The sequence below is a fragment of the Dialister hominis genome (genome assembly GCF_007164725.1).
Classification (GTDB): Bacteria; Bacillota; Negativicutes; order Veillonellales; family Dialisteraceae; genus Dialister; species Dialister hominis.
Genome location: NZ_AP019697.1, coordinates 1,781,208 through 1,805,822, shown reverse-complemented (window position 1 = coordinate 1,805,822; position 24,615 = coordinate 1,781,208). Strand labels below are relative to the sequence as shown.

23 protein-coding genes and 1 tRNA gene are annotated in these 24,615 nt (G+C 51.7%); 15 read left to right on the top strand and 9 right to left on the bottom strand.

Features of this window, described 5'->3' with window-relative positions; all coding sequences use genetic code 11:
- Nucleotides 1–11 precede the first annotated feature (11 nt).
- The gene (locus Dia5BBH33_RS08370) at nucleotides 12–305 is read left to right on the top strand and encodes a GIY-YIG nuclease family protein (protein ID WP_143332763.1); all 294 of its coding nucleotides are present in this window, start codon (nucleotides 12–14) and stop codon (nucleotides 303–305) included.
- The gene (locus Dia5BBH33_RS08365; protein ID WP_022382493.1) at nucleotides 302–925 is read left to right on the top strand and encodes a DUF2232 domain-containing protein; all 624 of its coding nucleotides are present in this window, start codon (nucleotides 302–304) and stop codon (nucleotides 923–925) included. The genes Dia5BBH33_RS08370 and Dia5BBH33_RS08365 overlap by 4 nt, the downstream gene beginning before the upstream one ends.
- Nucleotides 926–978: 53 nt before the next feature.
- Here Dia5BBH33_RS08365 and Dia5BBH33_RS08360 read toward each other — a convergent pair whose 3' ends face one another.
- Nucleotides 979–1,191 (bottom strand): hypothetical protein, encoded by a 213-nt coding sequence (locus tag Dia5BBH33_RS08360; RefSeq protein ID WP_022382492.1) that lies wholly within the window; start codon nucleotides 1,189–1,191, stop codon nucleotides 979–981.
- Nucleotides 1,192–1,646: 455 nt separating this feature from the next.
- On the opposite strand from Dia5BBH33_RS08360, the gene Dia5BBH33_RS08355 reads away from it, so the two are divergent.
- From Dia5BBH33_RS08355 to Dia5BBH33_RS08340, 4 genes are all read left to right on the top strand, one after another.
- Nucleotides 1,647–2,294 carry a metal-dependent transcriptional regulator gene (locus Dia5BBH33_RS08355; RefSeq protein ID WP_022382491.1) on the top strand — a complete coding sequence of 216 codons (648 nt, stop codon included), beginning with the start codon at nucleotides 1,647–1,649 and terminating at the stop codon, nucleotides 2,292–2,294.
- A gap of 240 nt (nucleotides 2,295–2,534) precedes the next feature.
- On the top strand, nucleotides 2,535–3,935 hold the full coding sequence (locus Dia5BBH33_RS08350; protein ID WP_143332761.1) for an NAD(P)/FAD-dependent oxidoreductase: 1,401 nt from the start codon (nucleotides 2,535–2,537) through the stop codon (nucleotides 3,933–3,935).
- Entirely contained in the window at nucleotides 3,936–5,228 is a 1,293-nt protein-coding gene (gene purB, locus Dia5BBH33_RS08345; protein ID WP_022382489.1) for an adenylosuccinate lyase, read from the top strand.
- Between the two features lie 83 nt (nucleotides 5,229–5,311).
- Nucleotides 5,312–5,950 carry a hypothetical protein gene (locus Dia5BBH33_RS08340; protein WP_143332760.1) on the top strand — a complete coding sequence of 213 codons (639 nt, stop codon included), beginning with the start codon at nucleotides 5,312–5,314 and terminating at the stop codon, nucleotides 5,948–5,950.
- A 295-nt stretch (nucleotides 5,951–6,245) separates the two neighbouring features.
- Here the strand turns inward: Dia5BBH33_RS08340 and Dia5BBH33_RS08335 are convergent, their stop codons facing one another.
- Nucleotides 6,246–7,121: a LysR family transcriptional regulator gene (locus Dia5BBH33_RS08335; RefSeq protein WP_143332759.1), complete on the bottom strand. Its 876-nt coding sequence runs from the start codon at nucleotides 7,119–7,121 to the stop codon at nucleotides 6,246–6,248.
- A 142-nt stretch (nucleotides 7,122–7,263) separates the two neighbouring features.
- On the opposite strand from Dia5BBH33_RS08335, the gene Dia5BBH33_RS08330 reads away from it, so the two are divergent.
- Both Dia5BBH33_RS08330 and Dia5BBH33_RS08325 read left to right on the top strand, forming a co-directional pair.
- Nucleotides 7,264–8,214: an aldo/keto reductase gene (locus tag Dia5BBH33_RS08330; protein WP_143332758.1), complete on the top strand. Its 951-nt coding sequence runs from the start codon at nucleotides 7,264–7,266 to the stop codon at nucleotides 8,212–8,214.
- Entirely contained in the window at nucleotides 8,211–8,798 is a 588-nt protein-coding gene (locus Dia5BBH33_RS08325; RefSeq protein ID WP_197710315.1) for a flavodoxin family protein, read from the top strand. The genes Dia5BBH33_RS08330 and Dia5BBH33_RS08325 overlap by 4 nt, the downstream gene beginning before the upstream one ends.
- A gap of 87 nt (nucleotides 8,799–8,885) precedes the next feature.
- On the opposite strand, the gene Dia5BBH33_RS08320 is transcribed toward Dia5BBH33_RS08325, so the two are convergent.
- Nucleotides 8,886–9,329 carry a flavodoxin family protein gene (locus tag Dia5BBH33_RS08320; RefSeq protein ID WP_162501782.1) on the bottom strand — a complete coding sequence of 148 codons (444 nt, stop codon included), beginning with the start codon at nucleotides 9,327–9,329 and terminating at the stop codon, nucleotides 8,886–8,888.
- A 412-nt stretch (nucleotides 9,330–9,741) separates the two neighbouring features.
- On the opposite strand from Dia5BBH33_RS08320, the gene Dia5BBH33_RS08315 reads away from it, so the two are divergent.
- Complete coding sequence (locus tag Dia5BBH33_RS08315) at nucleotides 9,742–10,203, top strand: low molecular weight protein-tyrosine-phosphatase (RefSeq protein ID WP_143332756.1); 462 nt, start codon at nucleotides 9,742–9,744, stop codon at nucleotides 10,201–10,203.
- A 272-nt stretch (nucleotides 10,204–10,475) separates the two neighbouring features.
- The gene (locus tag Dia5BBH33_RS08310) at nucleotides 10,476–11,378 is read left to right on the top strand and encodes a zinc-binding dehydrogenase (RefSeq protein ID WP_408609036.1); all 903 of its coding nucleotides are present in this window, start codon (nucleotides 10,476–10,478) and stop codon (nucleotides 11,376–11,378) included.
- An 86-nt stretch (nucleotides 11,379–11,464) separates the two neighbouring features.
- Here the strand turns inward: Dia5BBH33_RS08310 and Dia5BBH33_RS08305 are convergent, their stop codons facing one another.
- Complete coding sequence (locus tag Dia5BBH33_RS08305; RefSeq protein WP_022382481.1) at nucleotides 11,465–11,782, bottom strand: hypothetical protein; 318 nt, start codon at nucleotides 11,780–11,782, stop codon at nucleotides 11,465–11,467.
- A gap of 101 nt (nucleotides 11,783–11,883) precedes the next feature.
- On the opposite strand from Dia5BBH33_RS08305, the gene lonC reads away from it, so the two are divergent.
- The 4 genes from lonC (at nucleotide 11,884) to Dia5BBH33_RS08285 (ending at nucleotide 17,302) form a co-directional block, all read left to right on the top strand.
- Nucleotides 11,884–13,863, top strand: a complete 1,980-nt coding sequence (lonC, locus tag Dia5BBH33_RS08300; RefSeq protein ID WP_231939281.1) for a Lon family ATP-dependent protease — start codon at nucleotides 11,884–11,886, stop codon at nucleotides 13,861–13,863.
- A gap of 78 nt (nucleotides 13,864–13,941) precedes the next feature.
- On the top strand, nucleotides 13,942–15,312 hold the full coding sequence (gene dnaB, locus Dia5BBH33_RS08295; RefSeq protein ID WP_179951957.1) for a replicative DNA helicase: 1,371 nt from the start codon (nucleotides 13,942–13,944) through the stop codon (nucleotides 15,310–15,312).
- Nucleotides 15,313–15,339: 27 nt separating this feature from the next.
- The gene (locus Dia5BBH33_RS08290) at nucleotides 15,340–16,068 is read left to right on the top strand and encodes a uracil-DNA glycosylase (protein WP_143332755.1); all 729 of its coding nucleotides are present in this window, start codon (nucleotides 15,340–15,342) and stop codon (nucleotides 16,066–16,068) included.
- Between the two features lie 130 nt (nucleotides 16,069–16,198).
- On the top strand, nucleotides 16,199–17,302 hold the full coding sequence (locus Dia5BBH33_RS08285) for a L,D-transpeptidase (protein ID WP_162501781.1): 1,104 nt from the start codon (nucleotides 16,199–16,201) through the stop codon (nucleotides 17,300–17,302).
- Between the two features lie 193 nt (nucleotides 17,303–17,495).
- On the opposite strand, the gene Dia5BBH33_RS08280 is transcribed toward Dia5BBH33_RS08285, so the two are convergent.
- From Dia5BBH33_RS08280 to Dia5BBH33_RS08260, 5 genes are all read right to left on the bottom strand, one after another.
- Nucleotides 17,496–17,951: a hypothetical protein gene (locus Dia5BBH33_RS08280; RefSeq protein WP_143332753.1), complete on the bottom strand. Its 456-nt coding sequence runs from the start codon at nucleotides 17,949–17,951 to the stop codon at nucleotides 17,496–17,498.
- A 31-nt stretch (nucleotides 17,952–17,982) separates the two neighbouring features.
- Nucleotides 17,983–18,411: a VOC family protein gene (locus tag Dia5BBH33_RS08275; RefSeq protein ID WP_143332752.1), complete on the bottom strand. Its 429-nt coding sequence runs from the start codon at nucleotides 18,409–18,411 to the stop codon at nucleotides 17,983–17,985.
- A 240-nt stretch (nucleotides 18,412–18,651) separates the two neighbouring features.
- The gene (locus Dia5BBH33_RS08270) at nucleotides 18,652–20,229 is read right to left on the bottom strand and encodes an IS1182 family transposase (protein ID WP_143332102.1); all 1,578 of its coding nucleotides are present in this window, start codon (nucleotides 20,227–20,229) and stop codon (nucleotides 18,652–18,654) included.
- A 142-nt stretch (nucleotides 20,230–20,371) separates the two neighbouring features.
- Nucleotides 20,372–21,781: an aspartate ammonia-lyase gene (locus Dia5BBH33_RS08265; RefSeq protein ID WP_143332751.1), complete on the bottom strand. Its 1,410-nt coding sequence runs from the start codon at nucleotides 21,779–21,781 to the stop codon at nucleotides 20,372–20,374.
- A gap of 458 nt (nucleotides 21,782–22,239) precedes the next feature.
- Nucleotides 22,240–22,313, bottom strand: a tRNA-Gly gene (locus Dia5BBH33_RS08260).
- A gap of 437 nt (nucleotides 22,314–22,750) precedes the next feature.
- On the opposite strand from Dia5BBH33_RS08260, the gene Dia5BBH33_RS08255 reads away from it, so the two are divergent.
- A complete protein-coding gene (locus Dia5BBH33_RS08255; RefSeq protein WP_143332750.1) occupies nucleotides 22,751–24,589 on the top strand; it encodes a diguanylate cyclase in 1,839 nt (612 codons plus the stop codon).
- Nucleotides 24,590–24,615: the final 26 nt, after the last annotated feature.

Here is a 24,615-nt window from a genome sequence, read left to right as displayed (position 1 = left end):
AAGAAACGGACATGAGCGAAGAAACGACGGAGAAGGAAGAGCGGAAGTATTTCACTTACATGGTGCGGTGCGCGGACGGGAGTCTTTATACGGGATTCACGGTGGATGATGTGCATCGGCGCGTGGCAGTGCATAATTCCGGGAAGGGCGCGCGGTATACGAGGAGCCGGCTTCCTGTGGTTCTGGCGTGGTATCGTGAGTGGGGAACGGAGCATGAGGCCCGTTCGATGGAATACCGTTTGAAACGTATGAAGAAAGAGGAGAAGGAGGCCATGGCGGCTTCTTTCGGAGAGGAGAAAACGTGAATCCTGCTGTTAGAAGAACGAAGTATTTGACGGAGGCAGCGGCGGCTGCTGCGATTGCGGCGCTCCTGGTGCTGCTGAAGCTTTTGGCGCCGTTCCTGGTTTTCGTCACGATGATTGCGGCGGCAGTGCCGATTGCCATCATCTGTGATTTCCATGGCATGAAATGGGGACTTGGCACCTGCGTGGCTGAGGTTCTGATCGTGAATATGTTCGGCGGACCTGAAATCGGGCTGACGACGGCTTTCTATGCGGCGGCTCTCGGTCTTGCGATGGGGTATGGTTTCCGCCATAAGCTGTCGTATGCAAAGACGCTGAACCTGACAGCGCTTGCCTATATCGTGGAAATGTCGTACAAGATTGTTTTCTCCATTTATATTCTGGGAATCGCAGATGCGCTTTCGTCGATGATCGACCGTCTGGTGACGTTCGTCCGCTGGGCATGGCAGCCGCTGTCCCAGATTTTCGGCTTCGACCCGGATCCCGGCAAGACAGTCTTCACGACGTCGGGCATCATCATGGTGGCTTTGATTTTCGTCCTGAATGCATACTGCTATGCGTACCTGAATCTGGAAATCGGGAGCGACATCCTGAAACGCATCAAGGCAGGAAGAAGAGAATAGTAAAAATAAAAAAAGAGAGGTCTCGTGAAGAGGCTTCTCTTTTTCATTCCAGGTTATCTGTCTCCTGGCTGTCCTGTCCAGGGATTGTAGTTTCCTCTGTGGCTGTAGTTATTGTTTGGGTTGCCATCTGGATACGTGCGGTGATGAGGCTGGACGTAGTTGCCGTTTTGATTGCGGTAGCCATTGACATAGACATCAGCGGATGCGGTCTGGGCGCCTGCAAAGAGGGCCGAGAAAAGGATTGCTGCTGCGATGAGTTTCTTCATATACTTCTCCTTTGTCGAATCATATGATTCAGAAAATATTCCAGCCTGATAAAAGGAAATTTTCTATCATGGCTAAAATGGAAACGGGTATCTTTTACTATAAAGTGGATGGCAGGGATTGTCAACGCAGGAAAGCGGCCTGAAATCGAAGAGAAATGGTTCTGCACTCTTTATTTCTTTCGAAAATATCGGGGAATAAGGCACTTGAAATGGAAATTGTTCTGAATTAACCTGTATAAAGATTTGTTTATTAATTATTTAACATTTTATGGTTAACCTGTAATTTTCGAAGAAGATGCCGCTTTATATTTCGATTTTCTTCCCAAAAATCAATTTTTATACTGTAAAAAAATTACTGGATGGCATATAATAAAATTAAACAAGAGTATCGGTATAAAAATTTAGGGAATGACTATTTTTCCCGGTGATGATGAGAGAAAGAGGGTATAAAGAAAATGACATCCGGCAAGGAAGATTATCTGAAAGCGATTTATCTCATCAGCGAATCCCATGAGCTGGTGACGAACAAGGAACTGTCAAACATGCTCCATGTATCGCCTCCGTCTGTTAGTGAAATGATTACGAAGCTGCAGAAGCAGGGGTATGTGGACTATACGGCATACAAGGGCAGCAAGATGACGAGGAAGGGCCGCCGCGAGGCAGGCCGCCTGCTGCGTTATCATTCTCTGTGGGAAGTGTTCCTCGTAGAGAAACTGGATTTCTCCTGGAGCGAGGCACATGAAATCGCAGAGGGTCTGGAACACCAGACGACGGAACCATTGTCTGAAAGACTGGACAATTTCCTGGATCATCCGGTCCACACACCGCGCGGTGATCCGATCCCGAGAAAGGACGGCAGCCGTTCCGGCATTACGCACCGCCTCCTGAGCGATCTGGAAGTGGGCGAGATGAGCCACATCCGCCGTGTCATGGAAGATTACACGCTGATGGATTATGTCCAGGGCAAGAATATCGGCATCGACATGGAAGTGACTGTGAAGGAGAAGGAACCGTACGAAGGTCCGATTCTTCTTTCCACGCCGATCGGGGATATTTCCCTGAGCTACAAGGCAGCACAGCAGATTTTCGTTGACGACGACTAATGAAGTAAAAATAAAAAGAGGATGATGAGGGAGGATTTCCTTCACCATCCTTTTTTGCATTCAGCGATTTCAGATTTCCTTTTCCCTTGCATTTCCTTCTTCACTTCTGTAAAATAAAAAAAGGGATAATCTTTTACAGATGATCCGGCCCCCATGCGGGGCTTTTTTGTTGCCTGTTTTCCCAGAGGCGGGCGGGAACGGCGCTTTTCGCCGGATTTGATGAAATCGGAAGTGCGTTACATGGCTAAGAATTATGATGTGATTATTATTGGTGCAGGCCCTGCGGGGATTTTCACTGCGCTGGAAATCGCAGATACGGGCCTTTCTGTGCTGATTCTTGAAAAAGGGCTGGATATCCGCGATCGTATCGCTTTGAACAAGAACAGGACGGCGCCGGCGAGCGACAGGCGCGCGAATATTGTCTCCGGCTGGGGCGGAGCGGGGGCTTTCTCTGACGGGAAGCTGACGCTGACGACGGATTACGGTGGCAATCTGGACGATTACATGAATAAGGGCGAATTGTCCCGCCTGATTTCCTACGTAGATTCCATTTACTGCCAGTTCGGCGGGGCAGACAGGAAGGTCTACGGGGATGAGCATCTGGAGGAACTCCATGCGCTGAAGAGAAAGGCAGCTGCGGCTGACCTGGCTTTCATTCCTGCCCGCATCCGTCATTTGGGGACGGACGTGAACAGCGAAATCCTCTCCCATATGAGAGACAGCCTGCCGAATAATGTGACTGTCATCGCTAAGACGCCGGTCGACACGATTCTGGCGGATAAGGACGGCAGCGCCCTTGGTGTTGTGGCTGGCGGAGAAACGTACCACTGCAAGTACCTCGTTTCCGCTCCGGGCCGTGACGGTGCTGAATGGTTTGCCGGCGAGGCGAAGAGACTGGGCCTCAAGACGAAGTCGAATGCTGTCGACATCGGTGTCCGCGTAGAATCTCCGGCTGAAATTTATGAACCGATCACCGATCTCTGCTATGAGTCCAAGCTCGTTTATTTCTCCGAAGACTTCGACGACCGCGTCCGCACCTTCTGCATGAACCCGTACGGCTTCGTCGTCACGGAAAATAACAATGGCCTCATGACGGTCAATGGCCATTCTTATGCGAATAAGAAGAGCCAGAATACAAACTTTGCGATCCTTGTTTCCAAGCAGTTCACCGAACCTTTCCATGAACCGATCGAATACGGCAAGTACATCGCATCCCTTGCCAATATGCTGGGCGGCGGCCCGATCGTACAGCGTCTGGGCGACCTTCGCGACGGACGCCGTTCGACGCCGGAACGCATCAGGAGAGGCCTTGTCCAGCCGACAATGCCATCTGCTGCACCGGGAGATTTATCTTTGGTCTTGCCATATCGCTTCTTAAAGGATATTATGGGGATGTTCGAAGCGCTGGATAAGGTAGCGCCGGGAGCCAATTCACGCCACACGCTTCTCTATGGCGTGGAAGTGAAGTTCTATTCCTCCCGGATCGAGCTGTCAAACAAGCTTGAAACAGTGATTCCTAATTTCTTTGCTATTGGTGATGGAGCCGGCATCACCAGGGGTCTTGCACAGGCCTCCGCAGCCGGCGTAGTCGTGGGTCGTGAAATTTGCGCCCGCATTGGTCAACCGAAAGGGGATATTTAAATGATTCCAAGGTACACACGTCCTGAAATGGGCAAGATTTGGGACGAAAGAAATGAATGGCAGACAATGCTGGATGTCGAGATCGCAGCCTGCGAAGCAAACGCGAAACTGGGCCGCATTCCTGAAGAAGCAGTAAAGGTCATCAAGGAAAAGGCAAACTTCGACGTAGACCGCATTCATGAAATCGACCATGAAATCAACCATGACATCATTGCTTTCCTGACAAACGTCGGCGAATACGTAGGCGATGAAGCCAAGTACATCCACATGGGCCTGACCTCCACCGACGTCAAGGATACCGGACTCAATGTCCAGATCAAACAGGCATCCCAGGTCCTCATTGCCGATCTGGAAAAACTCGCAGAAGTTCTGAAGAGAAGAGCTGTGGAATTCAAGTACACACCAACCATCGGCAGAACACACGGTGTCCATGCTGAACCGACCACCTTCGGCCTGAAAATTCTGCTCTGGTACTCCGAAACCCTCCGCAACATCGAAAGAATGAAACGTGCTGCTGAAGAAATGGCAGTCGGCAAACTCTCCGGCGCCGTTGGCACCTATGCGGATATCGATCCATTCGTAGAAACCTACGTATGCCAGAAACTCGGCCTCACTCCTGAAGTCGTAGCTACCCAGGTCGTTCAGCGCGATCACCATGCTGAATACATCTCCACACTCGGCGTCATTGCAGGCGTTCTTTCCCAGATCGCTCTGGAAGTCCGCCACCTGCAGAGAACCGAAGTCAGAGAAGCAGAAGAATACTTCAGCCCGAAACAGAAAGGCTCCTCCGCAATGCCACATAAGAGAAACCCGGTCAAATCTGAAAGAATCTGCGGCATGGCAAGAGTCATCCAAGGCTACAGCGTACCGGCATTCGAAGACATTCCGCTCTGGCATGAAAGAGATATTTCCCACTCTTCCGTAGAACGTGTCATCATTCCGGATGCTACCATCGCTCTTGACTACATCCTGGACCAGACGACCAGCCTGATCGACAAGCTCCTCGTTTATCCGGAAAAGATGATGGCTGACCTGAACCTCACCGGCGGCCTCATTTACAGCCCGAGAGTACTCCTGGCCCTCGTTGCCAAAGGCGCTTACAGAGACACCGCTTACCGCTGGGTACAGAGAAACGCTATGAAACGCTGGCTGCAGGGTGAAGACTTCTATGAAAACCTCTGCAAAGACGAAGACGTCAGAAAGTATCTGAACGAAGAAGAAATCAAGGCATGCTTCGACTACAAGCCGATGCTCGTCCATGTCGATGAAATCTTTGCCAGATTCGGACTTTAATCAAAAAGCTGAAGGCTTATGAGGATCCGCCTGCCAACGCGGGCGGATTTCTCACACCTAAAGCCAAAGAAGGAGCACCATTCATGAATTTGACAGTCATCCTTGTCATTATCCTCACGACCGTCCTTTTCGTTCTGAACTACCGCATGCTGCAGATGAAGAAGAACGTGACGAACATCGTGGATCAGATCGTCGCAGCCCACAGCCGCGATAAAAACTTCAAGAACCAGGAATTCCTGCACTACTACAAATCCAACGGCAACATCTGGCTCTCCGCTATGGAGCCGATGTTCAGGAAATCCCTCACGCTGAAAGCAGCCGTCTGCGTATTCAGCATCGTAGGCGCTCTCGTCATGATCGGCCTTGCCTACGTAGAGGACATCTACATCCTGGCCGTCTACCCCTTCCTTCTTCTCGTATTCCTCATCAAACTGGCGATGGACATCAAACTCGTCTCCTCTGATGACAAGAAAAACGCGAAGAAATCCATGTCCAACTACGTGAAACTCTACCCGTACGATCCCACAGCCAAGGGCATCAAAGAAGGCAAGACAGACAAACTCCACGTATGGTACATGACAGCCAAGAAAACCTCCGTCCAGACCGGCCGTCTGGGCAAAGGCGGCGAAGCCCAGGAAGCCATCGCCAAAGCACAGGAAGGCAAAGGCCCCAAAGGCCCGAGACCCCCAAGACCCGGATTCAGAAAACCAGGCAGAAGATAAAAGAAACAAAAAAGAGATGCACAACAAAACGCTGTGCATCTTTTTTATATGGGTTTCTATACTCGCCTTCCCAGACGGGGAAGAATGCCCTTGACCTTGCCCTGGAAGGGAAGGTGCGCCGTATACCAGTTGACAGTAGCGGTAGCAACACAAATGTCTCATAAGTTAGTGTACGGGGCGGATGAGTTGCATTTCCTCAAGGCGAAGCCTTGGTTTTATGGTTTTCAAAAGGGTTGATTACCACAGCCGAAGGCTGGTTTTACGGTTTTCCAATCCTCAAAGGTTTTTCTCCCCCTCACCTCAGCTCCTTCTCCAGCTCTTCCAGCAGTATCTTTGACGCCGGCGTGAATGCCTGGTATTTCTTCCATATGACATGCATGGGCGAGGATAGCTCGGGGGAGAGCGGGATGAAGACGAGGCCGCTTCCTTTTCCTGTATGGACAAGATTGTCAAAACCGATGGGGTAGCCCAGTCCCTCCTTCACCATGAGCGTCGTATTGAAAAGAAGATCATACGTCGCCGCGATGTGGAGGCGGGGTGTTTCTTCCCCGAACCAGAAGAGCAGTTCTTCCTGTATGCCCTGACGGGAGACGATGAGAGGAAGGTCTTTCAATTCATCGAGCGTGATGCAGGATTTCCCGGCCAGCGGATCATCGTCCCTGGCAAGGATTCCCCAGCGGTCCTTGTAGGGGACAGTGATGCAGTTGTACTTGGAAAGATCGGCGCTCTGCACGATGACGGCCATGTCGAGGAGACCCTTGTCGATGCGCTCCGTCACGGCATCCGTCCCACTGCTGTAGAAATGGAAATGGATATTCGGGTAGCGCTTCTGCACAGCGCGCGCCGCATGCATGAAAAAGGACAGCCCGGACGATTCCGCGCACCCGATGCGGATGTCGCCGCCGGTGATTTCATCCAGCGATTTGAATTCAGAGGCCGTCTTGTCTACCATGTCGAGGATGTCCTCCGCGCGTTTCCGGAGAAGCTGTCCTTCATCCGTCAGATGGATGCGGTGGCTGCTCCTGACGAAAAGAGGCCGGCCCAGTTCCTCCTCCAGTTCCTTCAGCTGCCGGGACAGCGTCGGCTGCGACACGTGGAGAAAAGCCGCCGCCTTTGTGATATTCTCTTCCCTCGCCACTTCCAGAAAGTATCGTAATACACGGATTTCCATGGAACACCTCCTTATTTCTTCATTGTACAGGAAAGAGAAGATATTTGAAATATGAATATCTAGGGATAATTAAAGAGTATTTTAAATATCTCGCGGAAATGAGTAGAATAAAGTCCTAAGTGAAATATGGAAGGTGAACGACATGACAGAAAAGAAATTACCGCCCCTCGCACTGGGCGCATGGTCCTGGGGCACCGGCATGGCTGGCGGAGACCAGGTTTTCGGAAATCACTACTTCGAGGACGACCTCCGTCCCGTTTTTGATAAAGCCATGGAAAAAGGACTGACCCTCTGGGACACAGCAGCCGACTACGGAGAAGGAACGTCCGAAAGAATCCTGGGCAATTTCGTGAAGGATGTGCCAAGAGAAGATGTCCTCATTTCCACGAAATTCACCCCGCAGATTGCAGGCCCCGGGGATGACGCCATGGAAAAGATGCTGGAGGGAAGCCTCTCCCGTCTTCACACGGACTACGTGGATATCTACTGGATCCACAACCCGATGGACGTCGAACGCTGGACGAAGGACCTCATTCCTCTCGCCAAGAGCGGAAAGATCAGGAAAATTGGCGTTTCCAATCATAACCTTGCTGAAATCAAGAGAGCGCAGGAAATCCTGGCAGAAGGCGGACTTTCCATTTCCGCCATCCAGAACCATTACAGTCTCCTGCACCGCTCCTCCGAAAAAGCAGGCATCCTGGATTACTGCAAAGAGCATGGCATCACATTCTTCTCCTACATGGTATTGGAGCAGGGCGCGCTATCCGGAAGGTACAACGAAGCACATCCATTTCCTGAAGGAACAGGGCGCGGCAATTCCTACAATTCGTACTGGAAGGAAATCGGGAAACTCGTCGAAGCATTGAGAGAAATCGGAAAGGCGCATGGAGCAAAGCCATCCCAGATCGCAGGCGCATGGGCGATTGCCAAAGGGACGCTTCCGATTATCGGCGTGACGAAAGTCTATCAGGTAGAAGAAGCCGCAAAGATGGCGGACATCCATCTGACCGGAGATGAAATCAGCAGCCTGGAAAGTCTGGCGGATAAAGCCGGCATTTCCACGCTTCGTGAATGGGAAAAGGAGATGGCATGATGAAAGTACTGGGCATCTGTGCAAGCGCAAGAAAGAACGGAAACACAGCAATCATGATGCGGAAGGTCTTCGAAGCCCTTGAGAAGGAAGGCATCGAGACCGAGCTCGTCCAGTTCGCCGGGACCGTCATAGAGCCGTGCAAAGCGTGCTGGGCATGCGCAGGAAGAGGAAACTGCGTCCATAAGAACGACTGCTTCCGCGAAGTCTTCGAAAAAATGAAAGAAGCAGACGGCGTGCTTCTGGGCTCCCCGTCCTATTCCGCCAATGTATCCGCCAACATGCAGGCATTCCTCGAAAGAGCGGCCGTCGTCTGCGACCTGAACCCGGGCCTCGTGAAACACAAAGTAGGCGCCGCCGTCGCCGCTGCCAGAAGAGCCGGCCCCCTGCAGGCCATCGATACCATGAACCATTTCTTCCTGAACCATGAAATGGTCGTGGCAGGATCGACCTACTGGAACATGGCCTACGGAAGACTCCCGGGCGAAGTCGAAAAAGACAAAGAAGGCATGGCCAACATGCAGAACCTCGGAGAAAACATGGCATTCCTCCTGAAGGCCATCGAAAAAGCAAAAGAAAATAATTGAGATACAAAAAAAGGATGTACATGGGATTTCCCGCTGTACATCCTTTTCATTTTCAGAAGGAAGAATCGATTCATTTCTCCCTCCTTTTTACTGATCCTTGAGATGCTGGTACATGACCCTTGCAAAAGTTTCGACCTTGGCCAAATCCTCATCATTCGGATGCCTCGCTGAACCTGAGAGGAGGCAGCACTCACTCAGGATTCTCGTCTCCGTATTTCCGAATGGATATTTTTCAAACATTTTCCGTACCGTCTCTTTCGATACGGCTCCCCGGCAGAGGAAGGTTCCTTTCGGGAAACTGTCCGAGGGGAGAAGGTTTTTGGCATTTTGCATGCTGGCGATGGCGTGCGCCGATTCCGGGTCGGCTGCCAGCGTGACAAAGAGGAATATGTGACGGTTCGTCAAATGGCGAAGCACGTTCGCCGCTTCTTCGCAAGCCGTCCCTCCCTCGATCCAGAAACCAAGGAAAACACAATCATAAGCGGAAAGGTCTCCGGCCTCTTCAATAGAAGAAAGTTGAAACGATTTCATGCGCGGCAATGGCTGAATACAGGAAGGTGGGGGCCTTGCCTGCGAAACCTGGGGATGGGAAGGAACCTTTCTTTCATCCCTCCTCCCTCCAGAGCTCCGGCCAGATGCAGCCGTGATGAACCCGATCGAAACCGAATGGATTTCCTGCATGGGGGATTGTCTATGCCGGGAGAGAGACGTCCCGGACCTGCATACGGGGGTATGTCGGGTAATTCAAATATCTCTATCAACAACTAAAGGATACCATAAAAAATGTAATTGGTGCTATATAATATTATTATAGGAGTTATGGATAAATCGAAGGAGATGGGCAATTACTGTACCATCTTTACTATACTATCTAAAAATGTAGTATAAATGTGGTATATTGGAAGAAAAGAAGTCAGGCGGAAATCCGCCAAAAGGAGGAACTATGTACCGCGTGCTTTTTATCTGCCACGGCAATATCTGCCGTTCGCCGATGGCGGAATTCATCATGAAGGATCTGGTGGAGAAGGCAGGGCTTTCTCAGGAAATTTTCGTTTCCTCAGCTGCTATGACGTCGGAGGAAATAGGAAATGATATGTACCCGCCGGCCAAGAGGATGCTGACGGCAATGGGCGTGCCTTTCGAGAAGAGGAAAGCCCGCCGCATGACGAAGGCGGATTATGAGGAAAATGATATCATCATCGGGATGGATGAGGAGAACTGGCGACACCTGCTTCTTCTGACGGGCGGTCGGAAGGAAAAGCTGCACCTCCTGATGGATTACACGGACAGGCCCGGCGAGGTTGCCGATCCCTGGTACACGGGAGATTTCAAGGAAACGTACCGGGATATTCTGGACGGATGCAGAGGACTCCTTGCTGCTATTCGGAAAGATGAAGGAATATAGAATTTCATAAGTTTTTCTTATAGAAAGATGGCCGGATTTGAATTGATTCGGCTGTCTTTTCTTTTTATACTTAAGGTAGGAAAGAATGCATTTGTTACGGCAGGAATGCCGGTAAGGGGGGAATAGAGATGAAAGCAGGAGTATTTGTAGAACCAGGACGTGTCGAGGTCAATAATGAAGTGCCGATCCCGAAGGTAGAAGGCGAGAATGAAGCCGTGATCCGCGTGCTGCGTGCATGCGTCTGAGGTTCGGACCTCTGGTGGTTCCGCGGCATCAATCCGCGTCCGCATGGAAGCTTCACGGGTCATGAAGCCATCGGCGTCGTCGAAGAAGTCGGAAGCGCTGTCACGACGGTCAAGAAAGGCGATTTCGTCATCGCTTCATTCACCCACGGCTGCGGCTGGTGCGCTGCGTGCCAGGCCGGCTTTGACGGCAACTGCCTCAATGCGCCGCAGGAAATGAATGCAGGGTATCAGGCAGAATATGTCCGCTTCAAGAATGCGGGCTGGGCCCTGATCAAAGTACCGGGCGAAGCTTCGGGCTACACCGATGCCGACCTCAATTCCTTCCTGACACTGGCCGATGTCATGGCGACCGGCTACCATGCCGCCGCTTCGGCTGAAGTGAAGGAAGGGGATACCGTCGTCGTCATGGGTGACGGCGCTGTCGGCCTCTGCGGCGTCATTGCCGCCAGAATGCGCGGAGCCAAGCGCATCATTGCCATGAGCCGCCACGTAGACCGCCAGGAACTCGCCCTTGAATTCGGTGCAACAGACATCGTCGCAGAAAGAGGCGATGAAGCTGTCGCCAAAGTCATGGCGATGACCCACGGATCCGGCGCCGACGCTGCCCTTGAATGCGTAGGCACACAGCTCTCGCTTGATACAGCAGCCAAAGTATGCCGCCCGGGAGCCATCGTAGGACGCGTAGGCGTACCGCACGGAGAAGACGTCGATACCTCCATCCTCTTCTGGAAGAACGTAGGACTTAGAGGCGGCGTCGCACCAGTCACGACCTATGTAAGAAACATCCTTCTCCCCGCCGTCCTGAACGGCACCATCCATCCAGGAAAAGTCTTCACCAAGAGATTCACCCTCGATCAGATCCAGGAAGCATACGATGCCATGGACAGAAGAGAAGCCATCAAATCCCTCCTCGTCATCCATGATGCATAAGGAAATAGGGAAATAAGGCAAGCAAAAAGGACTGCAGGATGAGCAATCATTCCCGCAGTCCTTTCCTATTTTCTATTTCCTGTTTCTTATTCATCTTCATCGTCTTCGAATTTGCTCTGCCAGAGCATTTCGTTGTACTTGTTCTGATAGAATTCCGCTTCTTTCTTTTCGCGCCAGAAGGAGCGGTCGTCGCAGATGGCGACCATTTCGTCGGCGATTTCTTCCATGCTCGGCATGTCGGCATGGGTGAGGTAGTGGAGCATTTTTCCCATGGCGCGTTCGGTGCCAAGTCCGGCGGCGAGGGCGGTGCCGAATTCGGGAGGGTAGCCCATGGCGCTGACTTCCTTTTCTATTTTCGCGCGAAGGCGTTGTCTTTCTTCGTTGTCTATGAAATGTGGTTCCATGAGGCCTCCTTGTTTCCCTTATCTTATAGGAAGAGGGCAGATTTGACAATAGATGCATAGATGCTCCCTTATGGTGTAAAATAGTAGGAAGAGGTCGCAGCATGCGGCTGAAAGAATGGGGGGATACCAAGATGGAAGATGTGAAAGATTTGCTGGGCCGGCTTTTGAACCGCGTCGATGGAAGCGGGATTTCCGATGAGGATCTGAACCGCCAGATCAATGCGATTTACAGCATTTACGCCAGCGCTGTCGGATCGGAACAGATCATCGTGCAGGCGAGCCGGTTCAACGCTTTGAAATATATTCATGACGAGAATCCGCGAATCCGGCTGATCGGAATGGAGCGGCTCATCCTGGAGAGCCGCGAATACACGCACCAGCCAGCTGACGATGAGATCCCCGCCATCCTGGATAAACTGGAGGACAAGCTGGCAGAAATGCTGGCGCGCCAGGCGGTGGAAAAGCAGCTCGAGGAAAAGATCGCTGATCGTCTGGACGAACGTCATCAGGAATATGTGAATGAGATCCGTCAGGAAATCATTGAAGAAGAAATGGGCGAGGGCGAGTCTCCTGCGAACAGGAAGAAGATGGAAAAGCTCGAGGCGATGGACAAGGTGAAGCTGACTTCCACGGTTATGCAGGTCGTCCGTCCGCAGAGCTTATCTGAAATCGTGGGGCAGGACCGTGCCGTGAAGGCGCTGGCTTCCCGCATCGCATCCCCGTATCCGCAGCACCTCATCCTTTACGGGCCTCCGGGTGTCGGCAAGACGACGGCGGCAAGGCTGGTCCTGGACGAAGCGAAGAAGCTTCCTTTCACGGCCTTTGGCGAGAATGCGCCATTTGTCGAATGCGACGGCACAACGCTCCGCTGGGACAGCCGGGACATGACGAACCCATTGATCGGTTCTGTCCATGATCCGATCTATCAGGGCGCGCAGAGGGATCTGGCGGATGAAGGCATCCCGGAACCAAAACCCGGCCTTGTGACGGATGCGCATGGCGGAGTCCTTTTCATTGATGAAATCGGCGAACTCGATCCGATGATGCTGAATAAGCTCCTCAAGGTGCTCGAAGACAAGAGGGTTCATTTCGAATCGGCTTACTATGATGAAGATGCGCCGGGCATCCCGGAATATATCAGGAAACTTTTCAAGGAAGGCGCACCGGCAGATTTCATCCTGATCGGTGCTACGACAAGGGACCCGTCGGAAATCAATCCGGCGATCCGCTCGCGCTGCGCAGAAGTTTTCTTCGACCCGCTCCAGCCGGAGCATGTCATTGAAATCGTCAATCATGCAGCCGAGAAGCTGAAGGTGCACTTGGACGACGGCGTCGCCCGCCTCATCAGCGAGTACACGATGGAAGGCAGAAAGGCCGTGTCCCTTCTGGCGGATGCCTACGGGCTTGCCGTCTATGAGAAGGGGAGCGCCGATGCGCCTGTCATCACGCTCGATCTCATGAAGAAGACAGCGATGGCATCCCGCCTCTCCCCGTGGTATGACAAGGTGGCAAGCGACGTGCCGAAGGTCGGCCATATTTACGGCCTTGGCGTTGCAGGGTACTGGGGAAGCACGGTCGAAATCGAAGCGACCGCATTCCCGGCAAGGGAAGAAGGAAAAGGGACGATCCATTTCAATGAAACGGCCGGTTCCATGGCCAAGGATTCCGTCGCAACGGCGGCATCGGTGGTGCGCGAGCTCACGGACAAGGTCCTTTCCGATTACGACCTCCACGTCAATATCGTGGGCGGCGGAAATATAGACGGCCCCTCGGCGGGCAGCGCCATCACGGCGGCGATCATTTCAGCCGTGGAAAAGATACCGCTCCGGCAGGACTATGCTGTGACAGGGGAAATTTCCCTCTCCGGCGAAGTGAAGCCGGTCGGCGGCGTGTATGAAAAAGCATTCGGCGCGCGTCAGGCGGGCATGAAGGGCATCCTTATTCCGGAGGGAAACCGTTCGGATATCGAGGAAGGGCACCTGGGCCTGACCGTCACGCCGGTGAAGAATATCCGGGAAGTACTCGACAAGATGCTTGTCAGGACACCCAAGACGGCAGGCGAGGAGCCTTTGCCGGTATAAGGAGGAATTGGTTTGGCAGATACAAAAAAACGCGGCCAGGGAGACTTTCGGCGTGAACCGAAGCCGGACACGAGCTCGATGATCCTGTCCCGCGTCCCGCCGCAGAATGTGGATGCGGAGAAGTCCGTCCTGGGCGCTATGCTCCTCGACAAGGATGCGATCCTTATGGCAGAGGACAAGCTGACGCCGGAGGATTTCTACCGCGAGGCGGATGCCGTCATTTTCAAGGCGATCCTGAACTTGTCCCACAGGGGCGAGCCGGCGGATATCCTGACGGTCACGGAAGAATTGAAGCGCATGGGGCGCCTCGACGATGTGGGCGGCGTTCTTTACATCAATGAACTCCCCATGAATGTCATCTCCCCGAAGTCCGTCGACCGCCATGCCGATATCGTGGCAGGCAAGGCCAAGCTGCGCCGCCTGATCGATGCGGCCGGCATCATTGCCGAGGAAGCGTATTCCGAGCAGGATGCGGTCGAAGACATCACGGACAATGCGGAAAAGTCCATCCTCGAAGTCACGAGGGATGAAAGAAAGAGCGACTTCACGCCGATCGGGGAAGCCGTGCAGAACGAGCTGGAAGAAATTTCCAGAAAGTTCCGCAATAAGGAAACGATCACAGGCATTGCGACGGGCTTCCCGTCCCTGGATGCTCTGACGAGCGGCTTCCAGAAGGGCGACTTCATCATCGTCGCTGCCCGCCCGTCCATGGGTAAGACGGCCTTCGTCCTCAATATGGCAAAGAATATGAGTATTTCCTCGGCGCACAAGCATGTTGCCTTCTTCTCTCTGGAAATGTCCCGAGAGCAGCTCGTGCAGAGACTTCTCTGCTCCACGGCCCTGATCGACAGTGCCAAGCTCCGCACCGGCCGCATTTCCACGCAGAAGGAATGGGACCAGCTCGCCAATGCAGCCAGCGTCCTCATGGATGCGCCGCTGTATATCGACGACACGCCGGGCGTCTCGGTCTCCGAGATCCGCTCCAAGTGCCGCCGCCTCAAGGCCGAGCAGGGGCTCGACATCATCATGATCGACTACCTCCAGCTGATGCAGGCCAAGAGCGCCGCAAGAAGCGGGGATAACCGCCAGCAGGAAATTTCCGAGATTTCCCGATCGTTGAAGAGCCTTGCCCGTGAGCTGAATGTCCCTGTCATCGCGCTTTCCCAGCTTTCCCGAAGCGTCGAAGCGCGTCAGGACCACAGGCCGTTCCTCTCCGACCTCCGTGAATCCGGATCTCTGGAACAGGATGCCGATATGGTCAGCTTCCTTTACCGCGAAGCGTACTACAACCGTGAAATCGAGGATGATGACCCGAGAAAGAATGAAACGGAAATCATCCTGGCCAAGAACAGAAACGGTCCGGTCGACACTGTGAAGCTCCACTTCGCCGGCCAGTTCACGCTGTTTTATGAAATCACGAATCAGGAACCGCCGCCCGATATGCAGTGATCCTGACCTTGGAAAGAGGGAAATATTATGGATTTATTCGGACATGAGGATCCCGAAGACCGCCTGGCAAGGGAAAGGCAGATGTCGTATGCGTCGCATGAGGAAATCAAACGCGCCATCGAAGCCTGCCATCGCTGCCATCTCCGTGATGAGGGAGGCCTCGGCCCCGTCCTTTCGACAGGCCCGGCCGATGCTCCGCTCATGATCGTCGGGGAGGGCCCCGGGCGTGTGGAAGATGATTACGGCGGACCCCTGATTGGTCCGTCGGGACAGCTCCTCGACAAAGCTCTCGCCTCCGTCGGCATCACGCGCGACCATGTCTATGTGACGAATATCGTGAAGTGCCGCCCGCGCGGCAACCGCACGCCGACGATCGAGGAAGGCCATTTCTGCGGATCCATATGGCTTGCTGAAGAAATCCGGCAAGTAAAGCCGAAGGTCATCATCGGCCTTGGCAAAGTCGCCCTCCGTTTCTTTCTGGGAAGAGACGCGGGCATCGTCCGTTCGCGCGGACACTGGATCGACTACCACGGGATACCCGTCATGCCGACCTTCCATCCGGCCTACCTCCTGCGCCAGGCCGGCCATGAACTCGTCGAAGCCAAGTGGCAGGTCTACTACGACCTGAAAGCGGCGAAGGAAAGGGCTGGAGAAGCAGCGCCTGACTGGGTGTGGAAGAGTGAAACACCGCCGAACCTTCTTGAGGAGCTTACCGGCGAGCGTGAGAAACGCCACGCGGGAGGGCCTCATTTCTGACAGAAAAATAACGGATGCATTCCTTTGACACGGGGCCGCCTTTGCGGTATCCTGTCAATATGTCGCAAGACATGGAATCCATCCGTTTCTTTATACCCGGGAAGGGTTTTCATAAAAAGGGGAAATTGCATTGCTGAAGAAAATCATTCTGGCCGCATCGATCGTGATCGCGCTCTCGCCCGTCATCGGGATTGAGGCCAAGACTCCGGCATCCAGTAAGGGGAAGCAAGCGCCGGCTCCCATTGTTACGATCACATCCAGCGCGCCTGCCGCAGAGACAGTGAAGGCAGAGCCTGAAAAAGAAGCGCCTGTCCAGGTCAAAATCACGCCGGCCAAGGCAGAGACCAAGGCAGAAACGACCGAAAAGGAAGGAAAGAAGAAGCCTGCCTTTGAAGACAAGCGCATAGAAATCAACCTTGCCAGCCGCCTCCTGACGCTCTATCAGGGAGACGTGGGCATCCGCATGTACCCGGTCGCTCCAGGCAAGCCTGACTCTCCGACGCCTGTCGGCAGAAGAAAAGTCGTCGATATGGAAATCAATCCGACATGGATCGATCCGGACCATCCGGAAGTGGAAATCCCATCCGGCCCTGACTGCCCGATCGGCTACCGCTGGATCGGCATCGGCGGCAACTACGGCATCCACGGGACAAACGTCCCCTCTGCCATCGGCACCTATGCGTCCCATGGCTGCGTCCGCCTCAATGAAAAAGACGTCGAAGACCTTTATGCGCACATTGTCAAAGGCATTCCCGTCGACATCATCTACGAACGCGTCGTCATCCACGTGCAGCCGGACAAGACGCTGACCTACTACGTCTATCCCGACGGTTACCACAGAGAACCGCTGACCGTCAAGGATATCGAAAATAAGCTCGCTCCTTACGGCGCCTCTGCTTTCGTGAATGAAGACCAGGTCAGGGAAGCCATCGAATCCTCCGACGGCCAGCCGAACTACGTCGCCAAAGTCTACGACCTTTACGTCAAAGGAACGAAGCTTTCCGACAAGGCCCTCGGCAAAGACGGCGCTGTCTACATCCCCGTCATGCCCGTCGCCAATGCGGCAGGCGTCCGTGCCGAATGGTCCCCGAACTGGCAGCAGGTCAGGACCAAGTACGGAAGAGCACCGGGCATCTCCAAAGGCGGCTCCCTCTACGTTAATGCCAACGAAGCAGCTGCCCTCTTCGGTCTCAAAGGCACCCTCGAAGACAACGGCACCTACGTCATCCAGTAAAATGGTCTCTTGATATTTGTCACCATTTCTTTTATACTGACTTCAAAAGGTACCTCTGTCACCATAGACGCGTTATTCGCTACGCGTTGGCGACGAGGTACTTTTTTATGTGTATTATCAAAGACAAAAGCATCTCCCCGGCGCGGCAGCTGCGCGTTTTGAGGAGATGCTTTTTTGCAGATGATGGGGATTTTTAGTCGTCTACTTTCCATGAGTCCGGAAGGAGGCAGCCGACGAGGATGCCCACGACGAGGACGCCGTACTTGATGCCTGAGGGCATGAAGAGGTCGGCGACGGCGTACATCAGGACGACGACGGCGGCGAGTTCCTTTCCCCTGGGGTAGACGCGGTAGCGCTGGAACCAGGAGGAGAAGAGGATGACGTTCGCAATGAGCGTCAGGAAGAGCTGCGCGCCTGTGATGATGACGAGCGTCGTCATCTGCGGCAGCTGGAGCAGATAAGCCGCTGTCATGATGCCGATGGCAATGAGGGCGACGGGGATAAGGAAGAGCATCCTTTTGATGAATGTTTTCCTTCGTATGGTCTTTCTCCAGTCGAATGCGTTCTTCCTGTATGCCAAGAAGGCGAGGATCAGGATGGTGAGGACGTATTCGGCAATGAAAAACAGATTGGCCTGATGAGGTGTCATAGTGTTCCTTTCCCAATAAAACAGGACGGGCTCATTCGCTTGCGAGCTCGTCCTCATCTATAAAGTGCGGCTTCTTGCGGAGCGTCTTGTCCGCATAGCGTGCGATTTCTATGAAATTTCCATCCGGGTCGATGAGGTAGATGCTCTTCATCGGTCCGCGGGCGCCGTTTCTATCGACGATGCCGGTCACAAGCGGTGCATGGCGTTCTTCCAGCTCGCGGAGCACGTCTTCCATTGGATCGTCCGTGATGAGGCAGAGATTGATGATGCCTATGCGCACAGCGCTCGGAGCAAAGTCCGTCAGTCCTTCTTTCAGCGTGATTTCACAGGAACCGAAGTATAGGCAGATTTGCCCGTCTTTTTCATGCGCTTCCATGGAAAGGACATCATGATAAAAGCGGAGACACCGGTCGATGTCCGGCGTGGTCAGTACGATATGGTGATTATCGCGTAGTTTCATGAATTCCCCTCTTTTCTTGTCTCTTTCGGAAGTATGGTTATTATTTTAATGACTTTCGTTCAAAAGTGCAAACCGTAATGCACGATACACAATAAAAGGGGCTGTGACAAAATGGTTAATCATTTTGTTGCAGCCTCTTTTTTGCGTCTTTATTTCATCATTTTTAGCTCTGCTGTAAGCCTTTTACGTAAAAATGCGCGTAAGCCCCCTTACCCCCATAAGACTTTTAATTATATTGTCTTAGGCGGCAATCCTTATACGCATTATTTTTGTGATGTATTTCCTTAAATTATAGCCAAGTGCTACCAGGTATAACTCGGCTTTTACAGAATCTATCCCTTTTCTGACGATTCTTTTGTACCATCTGTCATGTTTCATGATTCCAAAAGTTCCTTCAGCCTGGATTGACCGGTTCATTCTTAGCAGGGCTCCATGGATGCTTTCCAGATTATCCTGAACCTCCTGGTACATGTTATTCCGTTCTCTGCTCAATGAGATTCTTTTGTTCTTCGGGGTCTTTTTACATTGCTCTGCCAGCGGGCATCCTTGGCAGTCTTCGCATTCAAATACTTCCTCCTGCCTGCCGTATAAGTTCCCTCTGACCAGATGTCTATAGATAAATTTGAAAGCCCTGTCATTTGGACAACGGATGGTTCCATTCTCATCAACTCTAAAGTTTATTGGCCGAAACGGATTGGTATGGTATTTCTTGTCTTTCGTTTCTTTCTTGTACATGGGGAATTTCATATACTTTTCCATACCGTGCTGCTCGCAATAGATGTAATTGTTGAAAGATCCATATCCTGCATCTGCCACAGGATACTTAGGATAAGCCCCATAGACTTCGTGGAATTCCTCCATCAGCGGTACGAAGCAATCCATATCTGAACGATACTGGTTAACATCAATTACGGCAATAAATTCATCGGCAACACCTATTTGGACATTGTATGCAGGCAGAAGCTGATCATTTCCCATGTAGTCCGACTTGATTCGCATGAATGTTGCATCCGTATCGGTCTTCGAATAACTGTTTCTGGAAGTACCGCATATCTGTATCTTCTCAACATATTCTTCAAGTTTTGATGTATATGCCTTAAGCTGCTCATACTTGCGTTGATGATCGGACTTGCGATGCCCGCTTCCATGAACAAAGGCCGTCTCATCAATCTGCCAGATTTCTTTTAATTTATCCAATACCAGACGCAGATAGTCCGGAGCGTATTCTGTATTGATGTTTACACTCATATGGTCATACTTAAGATCATCATTGAGTAACTCAAAAAGGCTGGTAATCTTGGCAAAAAGCTTGTAGCGGGATTTTTCAGCGGATTTCTTCCATACCCAGCTGTATTTATTTGCGTTCGCTTCAAACTTGGAACCGTCAATATATATATGCTGCAAATCCACGTTGAGTTTGCCGCAGAGTTCTTTCGTAATTGAATAAAAGATATCCTTGAGAGAATACTTAAGAAAGCCCTTCACGAAATGACAGAATGTCCGATAGGATGGGGCTTCATAATTCATCAGGTACATATATCTGATATTAACCCTGCAATTATCTTCAAGTTTTCTAAAAGAGCAATATCCTTCTTCTGCGAAACCATAGATGATCGTTTTCAGCATGTTGACGGGATTATACCTGGGTCTGCCAGCGCCACGCGTCGGTATGTAACGAAGGTACTTTTTAAGATCGATTTCCTCCATAAATCTGTCATACATTAAAACAGGATCATCGACATTGAGAATCTCAGAGGGAAACATTGGCAAAATGCCTTGTTCTGCGGTAAAATGATTGCTAGTGTTGTTATTTTTCATTGTAAAAAATTATAACACGAAAGGCTCTGCCCCGGACCAAATGATCCGGGGCAGAGCCCTTTTTGTTGGGATGAATTTTGTCACATCCCCCTTTATTTTATTTTTATTCTATTATATACGATGAATCAATGATTCGTAAGTCTTACCGGGCCAGCGCGTCCTTGCCGCCTGCGATGCCCGGATGGGTCATCTCATAGGGCGAGAGAATTTTCTGGATCGCGCTTTCAGAGAGGAGCTTCCTTGCAAGGAGGATTTCCCGCACGGGCCGTCCTGTCGTGTAAGCTTCCCTCGCAGTCGCGGCGCACTTTTCGTAGCCGATATGCGGGAGGAGCGCTGTGATGACGCCGACGCTGTGGTCGACCCAGCTCTTGCACTGCTCTTCATCCGCCTCGAGGTCCTTCAGCAGTTTCTCAGTGAATGTGGTGACTGCATTCGTGAGGTAGAGGAAGGAGTGGAAAAGGTTGAAGGAAAGGACCGGCTCCATGACGTTCAGTTCGAGCTGCCCGTTTTCGACGGCCAGTGTCAGGGTAAGGTCATTCCCAATGACCTGGTAGCAGGTCTGGTCGAGGACTTCGGCAATGACCGGATTGACTTTGCCTGGCATGATCGAGGAACCGGGCTGGCGGGCGGGCACCTTCAGTTCATTGAGGCCGCAGCGCGGGCCGGATGCCATGAGACGGATGTCATTGGCAATCTTGATGAGGGAAAGGGAAACGACCTTGAGCGCGCCGGAGACATCGGCAAAGCAGTCTGTCGTATTCGTCGTGTCGATCAGGTTGTCCGCTGTCTTGAAGGAAAAGCCGGTCAGCCGGGAAAGGATTTCCGGGAAGAGGCGGATGTATTCCGGTTCTGCATTGAGCCCGGTGCCGACGGCGGTGCCTCCCATGTTGAGCGCTTCCAGAGAAGAAAGGGAAAGGGAAATGCGGCGGATCCCGCGGCGCACGGCAACGGCATACGAATCCATTTCCTCGCCAAGGGTGATCGGCACAGCGTCCTGGAGGTGCGTGCGTCCCATCTTGATGACGTCCTTGAATGCTTCTCCCTTTTCATCGAAGCCTTTTGCCATGGAAGAAAGCGCATCCATCAGGCGGTATGCCTTCCTGACGAGGCAGACCTTGATCGAGGTCGGGAAGACATCGTTCGTCGACTGCGCCATGTTTGCATGGTTGTTCGGTGAAATGATGTCATAGCGGCCCTTCGGATAGCCGAGTAGTTCGAGCGCGCGGTTGCAGAGGACTTCATTCATGTTCATATTGACGGATGTGCCGGCGCCGCCCTGGATGGGATCCAAAGGAAACTGGTCGAGCAGTTTTCCTTCGATGATTTCATCCGCTGCGCGTATGATGGCGTCCCCGATTACGGGATCCATCCGTCCTGTCTTCAGATTGGTCAGGCAGGAAGCTTTTTTGACGACAGCCATGGACTGGATGAAATCCGGGTCAAGCTGCGCGCCGGTGATCTGGAAATTTTCCATGGCTCTCATCGTCTGCACGCCGTAATATACCTCATCAGGTACGAGTTTCTCTCCCAGAAAATCATGTTCCTTTCTCATTTTGCAAGCCTCCTGTAAATGAAATAGATAGATTTGATAGAAATGGATAACTTTTCCTTATAGCAAAACAGAGCTTTACATAAGAAAAGGGGGCAGAGCTTCCGCACGAAGCGGACCGCTCTGCCCCACGAAGAAGGGCGTCCGGCACTGCTCTGCCGGACGCCCTTGTCGCTCTTATGTACTTATGGAAATGCTCTAAGGAGTGCTCTCCTATAAAAGTAGTGTACATCTATCACCGAAGAGTGTCAAGAAAAATTTTGTCAAATTTCTGTAAGGAGAAAAGGAGCAGCTTTTGCTCATTTCTTTGAGAAAAAGTATATTTTCCAGGGCTGACAAGAATTGTAGACCTATTTTCTCATCAGATTCAAAGAATAAAGAGTTAACAATTTATTTTTGAACAATTGCGAGATAGATATAACAGAAAAAAGAGGACCCGTCGGGCCCTCCTTGGCTTTTCATGGAGCGGATGAAGGGAGTCGAACCCTCCTGTCCAGCTTGGGAAGCTGGCGTTCTACCGATGAACTACACCCGCATATTCAATTACTAAGTAATCATATCATTTTTTGTGAAAAATTTCCAGTCCCACTCTCAAAGCTGCGATAAAGCTTGAAGAAACCGGAGTTTTCAGGGAATGCTTTAAAGCGCTAAAAATTTTCATTAAGTCCCGGAAAACGCGAGAAATCTATATATCGCGAATTCAGAAAAGTGAATACGATTTTACAAAAATTATGAAAATCAATAATAATTCATACTATTTCCAAATATAAACTAACAATAAACTCAAATCTATATTGATAGAAATCTATAAAATTTTAAGCATAGTAGAGTTTATCGAAGAAAATCTAACATATAGCAATTTTCGATAAAAACTGATATAATATTTTCCAATAAATCAGTATATTTTTTGTTTATTATTTCAGCAATACGGAGTATTCCTTTTTGATAAATTGACAAGCGGAGAATAGAGAAATGGACAAATTCAAAAGGTTTCGTTTCTTCTTTTACTTGCCGATCATTATTATCGGCTTGCTCTGCACGATTGTCTTCGACTGGGCTCTCTATGTCCAGGAGGAAAAAACCCTACAGAACTGGATGCAGCAGATCGCGGATGCAGAAATCCTGCGTCTGAACCGCGCCATGGACAGGTATATCAATATTTCAGCGGCCATCGAGGACCATTTGATGGAGAACAGGGGACTTCCCCCGGGGGATTACATGTGTAATCTCTACTTCTACTCGATGAGCCAGTCTTTGCGTGAAATAGAGATCCAGACGGCGCCGGACGGACAGGTGCGCCCAATCTATCCGCAAAGCGGCAGTGTGCTTTCCGGTTTCAACCTTTTCGGAGAGAACCAGTTTGCCAAGCGCGCAGCTTATGGAAGAGCGCAGGATGTCGTCGTCATTGAATCCGGCGTTCCTATGGCAGACGGCACGACGGGTATGGCAGTCGTCCGTCCTGTTTTCATGGACAGGACTGCCGATAAATCCTTCTGGGGCTACATCGTGGTAGCAGTCGACCAGGATAAGCTCGTCCACGAGGCGAATATCGACCGCCTCGACCAGATGGGCATCGTCTATACGCTGATGAGAAAAGGCTATGGTGAGTCCGAGTACACTTTGATCGACACGAATCAGAACTCGACGCACAGGGCGATCGATGCATGGAGCACGATCCAGTCCTCCGGCACCGTCGATGGGGACGAATGGCGCCTCATCATGCATCCGACAGGCGGATGGGTGAACTTCTGGCTGCTCTTCATTTCCACATGGGCAGGCCTCATCACCACATTCATCATTGCATGGCTCTGGCAGAGAAATAAGCGTCTCCGCTTCATCGGCGAGACAGATGCGCTGACAGGCGTATTCAACAGAAAGGGCGGCGACATCGCCGTCGACAAGTACCTGCGTACGAACCCGAGAAAATCGGCGATGGTCATTGCCGTCGACGTGGATAATTTCAAAATCATCAACGACGTCTACGGTCATTCGGCAGGGGATCTTGCACTGAAGACCTTCGTCCGCGACATGAAGCGCATCTTCGGCGCCAATGCGATCATCACCAGAAACGGCGGCGATGAATTCGTCATCTTCTGTCCTTACAATAATAAGGAAGGCGTTTTCAATGATATGCGCCGCTTCACGGAAGAACCGCATATCTTCGGTTTCAACGACAAGGAAATCCATTTCACTTCGTCGCTTGGCTGCGCTGCATACCCTGAACAGGGAAGCAACTACGGCAACCTCTGCATCAAGGCAGACTTCGCCCTCTACGGCGCGAAGATCGACGGCAAGTCCGGCTGGAGGAAGTTTGATTCTTCCCTGACGGAACTCCGCCACCGTTTCCAGTTCGGCTTCAACCTGAGCGATATGGCAAACGGCATGCCTGGTGCCATGATCGTCTACAAGGCAGACAAGAGCGGCAAGCTTCTCTTTGCGAGCCACATGGCCATCGATTTCTTCGGATGCACGGACTGGGACGATTTCATGAAGTACACCAGGACCACTGTCTGGAAGCTCATCTATACCGAAGACCTCCAGTATGTCCGCTCGGAAATCAAGAGACAGACGCATCTTGAGAAGAACAAGAACAATATTCACTTCGTCAACCACCGCATCGTCACGAAGGACGGCAGAGTGAGGGAAGTGGAAACCATCGGGCGCCTGCGCCACAATGCATTCTACGGCAACCTGCACTATGTAACCCTCTATGACCGCGAGCAGAAGCTTGAAAATCTGAGCTCGGACAAGCACCCCTGCAAAAACAAGCATGTGGGAATGAAGCCGGATGAAAAGAAAGATGATAAGTAGTTTATAATAAAAGGACTGTGAAAGAT

What these genes read in the sequence shown, in the direction of transcription:
- Dia5BBH33_RS08350 (WP_143332761.1), top strand. Translation starts at nt 2,535, where the DNA reads ATGGCTAAGAATTATGATGTGATTATTATTGGTGCAGGCCCTGCGGGG.
- Dia5BBH33_RS08255 (WP_143332750.1), top strand. Translation starts at nt 22,751, where the DNA reads ATGGACAAATTCAAAAGGTTTCGTTTCTTCTTTTACTTGCCGATCATT.
- Dia5BBH33_RS08370 (WP_143332763.1), top strand. Translation starts at nt 12, where the DNA reads ATGAGCGAAGAAACGACGGAGAAGGAAGAGCGGAAGTATTTCACTTAC.
- Dia5BBH33_RS08270 (WP_143332102.1), bottom strand. Translation starts at nt 20,229, where the DNA reads ATGAAAAATAACAACACTAGCAATCATTTTACCGCAGAACAAGGCATT.
- Dia5BBH33_RS08355 (WP_022382491.1), top strand. Translation starts at nt 1,647, where the DNA reads ATGACATCCGGCAAGGAAGATTATCTGAAAGCGATTTATCTCATCAGC.
- Dia5BBH33_RS08360 (WP_022382492.1), bottom strand. Translation starts at nt 1,191, where the DNA reads ATGAAGAAACTCATCGCAGCAGCAATCCTTTTCTCGGCCCTCTTTGCA.
- Dia5BBH33_RS08280 (WP_143332753.1), bottom strand. Translation starts at nt 17,951, where the DNA reads ATGACACCTCATCAGGCCAATCTGTTTTTCATTGCCGAATACGTCCTC.
- Dia5BBH33_RS08330 (WP_143332758.1), top strand. Translation starts at nt 7,264, where the DNA reads ATGACAGAAAAGAAATTACCGCCCCTCGCACTGGGCGCATGGTCCTGG.
- Dia5BBH33_RS08315 (WP_143332756.1), top strand. Translation starts at nt 9,742, where the DNA reads ATGTACCGCGTGCTTTTTATCTGCCACGGCAATATCTGCCGTTCGCCG.
- lonC (WP_231939281.1), top strand. Translation starts at nt 11,884, where the DNA reads ATGCGGCTGAAAGAATGGGGGGATACCAAGATGGAAGATGTGAAAGAT.
- Dia5BBH33_RS08335 (WP_143332759.1), bottom strand. Translation starts at nt 7,121, where the DNA reads ATGGAAATCCGTGTATTACGATACTTTCTGGAAGTGGCGAGGGAAGAG.
- Dia5BBH33_RS08290 (WP_143332755.1), top strand. Translation starts at nt 15,340, where the DNA reads ATGGATTTATTCGGACATGAGGATCCCGAAGACCGCCTGGCAAGGGAA.
- Dia5BBH33_RS08305 (WP_022382481.1), bottom strand. Translation starts at nt 11,782, where the DNA reads ATGGAACCACATTTCATAGACAACGAAGAAAGACAACGCCTTCGCGCG.
- Dia5BBH33_RS08340 (WP_143332760.1), top strand. Translation starts at nt 5,312, where the DNA reads ATGAATTTGACAGTCATCCTTGTCATTATCCTCACGACCGTCCTTTTC.
- dnaB (WP_179951957.1), top strand. Translation starts at nt 13,942, where the DNA reads ATGATCCTGTCCCGCGTCCCGCCGCAGAATGTGGATGCGGAGAAGTCC.
- Dia5BBH33_RS08275 (WP_143332752.1), bottom strand. Translation starts at nt 18,411, where the DNA reads ATGAAACTACGCGATAATCACCATATCGTACTGACCACGCCGGACATC.
- Dia5BBH33_RS08325 (WP_197710315.1), top strand. Translation starts at nt 8,211, where the DNA reads ATGATGAAAGTACTGGGCATCTGTGCAAGCGCAAGAAAGAACGGAAAC.
- Dia5BBH33_RS08320 (WP_162501782.1), bottom strand. Translation starts at nt 9,329, where the DNA reads ATGAAATCGTTTCAACTTTCTTCTATTGAAGAGGCCGGAGACCTTTCC.
- Dia5BBH33_RS08265 (WP_143332751.1), bottom strand. Translation starts at nt 21,781, where the DNA reads ATGAGAAAGGAACATGATTTTCTGGGAGAGAAACTCGTACCTGATGAG.
- purB (WP_022382489.1), top strand. Translation starts at nt 3,936, where the DNA reads ATGATTCCAAGGTACACACGTCCTGAAATGGGCAAGATTTGGGACGAA.